Raw genomic sequence first — 4,261 nt, forward strand, 5'->3', positions numbered from 1 at the left:
AATTAATTTATTATATTCAATCATACTTTATAATATATATAATAAAAAAATATATAATTTATTATTAAATTTAATAGATGATGATAATATGGATTTTGAAGATAACCTTAGAGAATGGTTAATGGACGAAGAATGTTTATTAGAAAAAAAATTTGATGAAAATGCTGATTTTCACTATATCATTGAATTTCCAAAAGAAAACATAATGGATGTAGTAAAACCAACAGGTAAGGACTGCGTAATAATTGCCTGCGCTACACAGGTTGCGCAAGAACATGTTAATCTAATGGTTGCATCAAGTCCTCAGGTTAGAAGAGACTTCATTTTAGATCTTCAGTTCGGACTTAACAGCTATTTGGTTGATTTTGAACTAAGCATCAATCAGGACTTATTGCAGCAATTTGTTGTCACTGATACTATTTATGAAGACGGATTAACTAAAAATGAATTGATGAAAACCATTAAACGTGTTTTTAAGGCAAAATTACATTGTATTTTCTTAATTGACAAAACCTTTGGCAGTATCTCCCCAAATGTTCAAACTTCCAATGAAAATGATATGTTTGTTTAGAGAGGGAGAGGTGCATTTCAAGTATAAACATTTCGAAGGTATATTAAGACTGAAGAGGTATATTTCATCTGTAAACACTTGAAATTTATCTCATCAAATATTCTTTTGTTTTCATTTTATAGTATTTTCTACCTTTATTTTTCATTTTTATATTTTTTTATGAATTTTTCATTTTCGTTACACTTGAAATCTATCTCTTGAAAATTGATTTTCGCATGAAATTTGATACACTTGAAACACATCTCTCTCACTCTATGATAAATCATGATAATTTTTTTAAAATATTTTGATTAGAGTTAAAATAAGGATAAACTCTATTTGTTTTCATTAGATTTTTACACTTGAAATTGATATCTTATATTTGAAATAGTACTATTTCATATTTTAATTTTAAATGCATTTTTCAAGATATTTTTATTATCAATAGATTATACGTACTTATTTATTAAAATTAAGTGTTTTCTATTATTTATACATTTTTTTAAGGATTTTTATATAATGGCTTTTTTATTTTTTATCACTATTGTAATAAAAAAGTTTATTTATGATATAATTTAATAAATTATCACTGGAATTAATACTCACGGTTTTTTTCTAATTTTTACTTAAACTTATAATTATTATTACATTGGTGTTATTATGTCAAACATTTTTGATGAGATTGGACAAGGTGAAACTGTAGGTAAGGCCATATTTAAAGATAAAAAACCTTTAGATCATAGATTTTTACCTGAAAAATTAGTTCATAGGGAAGAACAGATACGGCAAATTGCTAAATATTGGATTGATGCATTAAATGAAGTAACTCCTTCTAATGTAACTTTATATGGGAAAACTGGAACTGGTAAAACTGCAGCTTCCAAATTTGCCCGTGAACAATTGTTGGATGCAGCAAATAATAAAAATGTCTTCGTTAAAGTGGAATATATTAGATGTACAGATTATACAACAGAATATCAGGTTATTGCTCAATTATGTCAGAAATTAGGAAGAGATGTTCCTAATAGGGGATGGACCAAAGGGGAAATTGTAAATACATTTAGAGATATTTTTAAAACAAATGCATTCGGTAAAAAATTGATTTTGATAGTAATTTTAGACGAAATCGATATTCTGCTTGACAAGGATGGAGACGGTATATTATACACTTTGACAAGAACAGACAATGTTTCTGTTTTATCAATCAGTAATTATCTTGATTTTAAAAACCTGATTAAATCCAGGGTTACCAGCAGTTTAAATGATAAGGAAATTGTTTTTCCACCTTATGGAGCAGATCAGTTAAGTGATATTTTGTCTGAAAGGGCTGAATTGGCATTTAGTGATGGTGTTTTGAATGATGATGTTATTCCATTATGTTCAGCTATGGCAGCTAAGGAAGAGGGTGATGCAAGATATGCTCTTGATTTACTTAAAAATGCAGGAGAATTGGCTTTTGATGAAGATTCAGAAAAAGTAACCAGCGAACATGTTAAAATGGCAAAAGATAGGATTGAACACAATAAAGTTACTGAAATCATTCAAACTTTACCTCTTCAACAGCAAAGGGTTCTTGAAGCAATCTTGAATTTAACCAAACAGGATGAAGAAATCAGTTCCGGAAAATTATATGAGGAATATAAGGAACTTTCCAAAAAGGATGCTGTAACATACAGAAGAATTTTTGATTTCATAAATGAACTTGAATTGTTGGGCATAATATCTACAAATACAATTTCACGTGGACGTGGAAAAGGAAGAACAAATATTATAAAACTTCAATGCAATGAAAATTTACTCGAAGCAACCCTTTTCTCTATTTAGGGTTGTTTTTTATTAAAGTTTTTAAAATAGCCATTCTTACAGGAACGGCATTAAATGCTTGGTTGAAATATTTATTATATTTTGTATCATCAACATCACCGTCTATTTCATCAATTCTAGGTAATGGATGCATTACAATAGCATTTTTACCTTCAAGCATTTTTTTATTAACAATATATGCTCCTTTTATTTTTAGATAATCGTTTATATCTCCAAAACGCTCTTTTTGAATTCTAGTGACATATAATACATTTACTTCATCAATTATTTCTTCAATTGATTCAACTTCTTCGTAGTCTATGTTGGTTTTATCCAAATCATGAAGAACTTCTTGAGGCATTTTAAGCTTTTTTGGAGATACCAAATAAATTTTAACATTATCATATAAACATAATGCATTTGATAATGAGTGAACTGTACGTCCGAATTTTAAATCACCGATTAAAGCTATTTTTAAATCGTCAATTTTACCTATTTCTTTTTTTATGGTATATAAATCAAGCAATGTTTGTGTTGGGTGTTGTCCGGCGCCGTCTCCTGCATTAATAACAGGAACATCAACGATGTCTGATATGAATTTTGATACCCCTTCAAGTTCGTGTCTAATTACTAAAGCGTCACTATAGCCTTCAAACATTTTTGCTGTATCTGCTATACTTTCTCCTTTTGACACAGAACTAGATCCACTATTTTCAAATCCTATGCATTCACCATTTAAACGTTTCATGGCAGTTTCAAATGATAATTTTGTTCTGGTTGAAGGTTCAAAAAACATCAGGCCTAATATTTTTCCTTTAAGTTCATCGCAAGTTTCCTTTGATTTTGCAATGTTTTCCAATTTAGTTGCTTCATCAAGGATGTAATCTATATCTTCTCTTTCGAAATCCTTTATTGAAATTATGTTTTTTAATTTGAAAATTCTAATCAACCCTTTTATTTAATAATCATATTATTCTTTCAATTGGAACGACAAGTATGTCTTTTGCGCCAGCATTTCTTAATTTGTTTACCAAATCAAATACTTCATCTTCATCTATCACTGCTTGTGCCGCAACAGTTTTTTCTTCAGATAATACATCAGATATTGTTAAACCACCCATTGATGGCATAACTTCTTTAACATTGTCTAAATCTTTTGTTTTCACATTCATCATCAGTAATTTTTTACGTGAAGCATCTAATACTCCTTTAATACTTGTACTAACAGATTCGATTAATTCCTTTTTGTTTTCTGCACTTACTTTATTTGCAATTAAAACAATTGAACTTTTTAACAGTGTATCGACAACTTCCAAATGATTCATTTTTAATGTTGTTCCTGTACTTGTTAGATCTGTTATTAAATCCGCAACACCTATGAATGGAGCTGCCTCTGTAGATCCGCTCAATTTAACAATCTTCAAATCTAGGTTATTTTTATCCAAATATTTTCTTGTTAATGTTGGAAATTCAGTAGCTAATGTCATTTCTGGTGTTATGTCCTCAACAGATTTAATGTTTGAATCTTCCGGAGCCGCTAAAACCAAATTTGTTTTCCCAAATTTCAAGTCAAGAAGTTCGATAACGTCTGCTTCATTTTCTTTAATTAAATCTATGCCAGTAATTCCTATATCAGCTATTCCATCTTGAACAAATTCAGGAATGTCGGATGCTCTTGCAAATAAAACATCAATATCTTTATTGAAAGTTTTGGAAATAAGTTTTCTGCTTTCTCTGTCTTGTAATCCTAATCCTGCTTTTTCTAAAATGTTAATTGAAGGTTCACTTATTCTTCCTTTCGAAGGAACAGCAATTTTTATTTTCATCGTAATCTTTCCAATTTTTTATATGATAATATTTTTGTAATCTTTTTATTTAATACTTTTTTTAAGTTTTAATATTATTAAT

Annotated in this window: 4 protein-coding genes; 2 read left to right on the forward strand and 2 right to left on the reverse strand. The window is 28.7% G+C overall.

What is annotated here, in order from left to right; all coding sequences use genetic code 11:
- The first annotated feature begins 88 nt into the window (after positions 1-88).
- On the forward strand, positions 89-571 hold the full coding sequence (locus UIB65_RS05095) for a DUF2299 domain-containing protein (protein ID WP_330040021.1): 483 nt from the start codon (positions 89-91) through the stop codon (positions 569-571).
- A gap of 639 nt (positions 572-1,210) precedes the next feature.
- The gene (locus UIB65_RS05100) at positions 1,211-2,374 is read left to right on the forward strand and encodes an orc1/cdc6 family replication initiation protein (RefSeq protein WP_330040022.1); all 1,164 of its coding nucleotides are present in this window, start codon (positions 1,211-1,213) and stop codon (positions 2,372-2,374) included.
- Here UIB65_RS05100 and pyrB read toward each other — a convergent pair.
- Positions 2,367-3,302, reverse strand: a complete 936-nt coding sequence (pyrB, locus tag UIB65_RS05105) for an aspartate carbamoyltransferase (protein ID WP_330040023.1) — start codon at positions 3,300-3,302, stop codon at positions 2,367-2,369. The genes UIB65_RS05100 and pyrB overlap by 8 nt on opposite strands.
- Positions 3,303-3,318: 16 nt before the next feature.
- Positions 3,319-4,179 carry an ATP phosphoribosyltransferase gene (gene hisG / locus UIB65_RS05110; RefSeq protein WP_330040024.1) on the reverse strand — a complete coding sequence of 287 codons (861 nt, stop codon included), beginning with the start codon at positions 4,177-4,179 and terminating at the stop codon, positions 3,319-3,321.
- Positions 4,180-4,261 lie beyond the last annotated feature (82 nt).

The sequence above is a fragment of the Methanobrevibacter sp. genome, assembly GCF_036307625.1.
Taxonomy (GTDB): Archaea; Methanobacteriota; Methanobacteria; order Methanobacteriales; family Methanobacteriaceae; genus Methanocatella.

What these genes read in the sequence shown, in the direction of transcription:
- UIB65_RS05095 (WP_330040021.1), top strand. Translation starts at nt 89, where the DNA reads ATGGATTTTGAAGATAACCTTAGAGAATGGTTAATGGACGAAGAATGT.
- UIB65_RS05100 (WP_330040022.1), top strand. Translation starts at nt 1,211, where the DNA reads ATGTCAAACATTTTTGATGAGATTGGACAAGGTGAAACTGTAGGTAAG.
- hisG (WP_330040024.1), bottom strand. Translation starts at nt 4,179, where the DNA reads ATGAAAATAAAAATTGCTGTTCCTTCGAAAGGAAGAATAAGTGAACCT.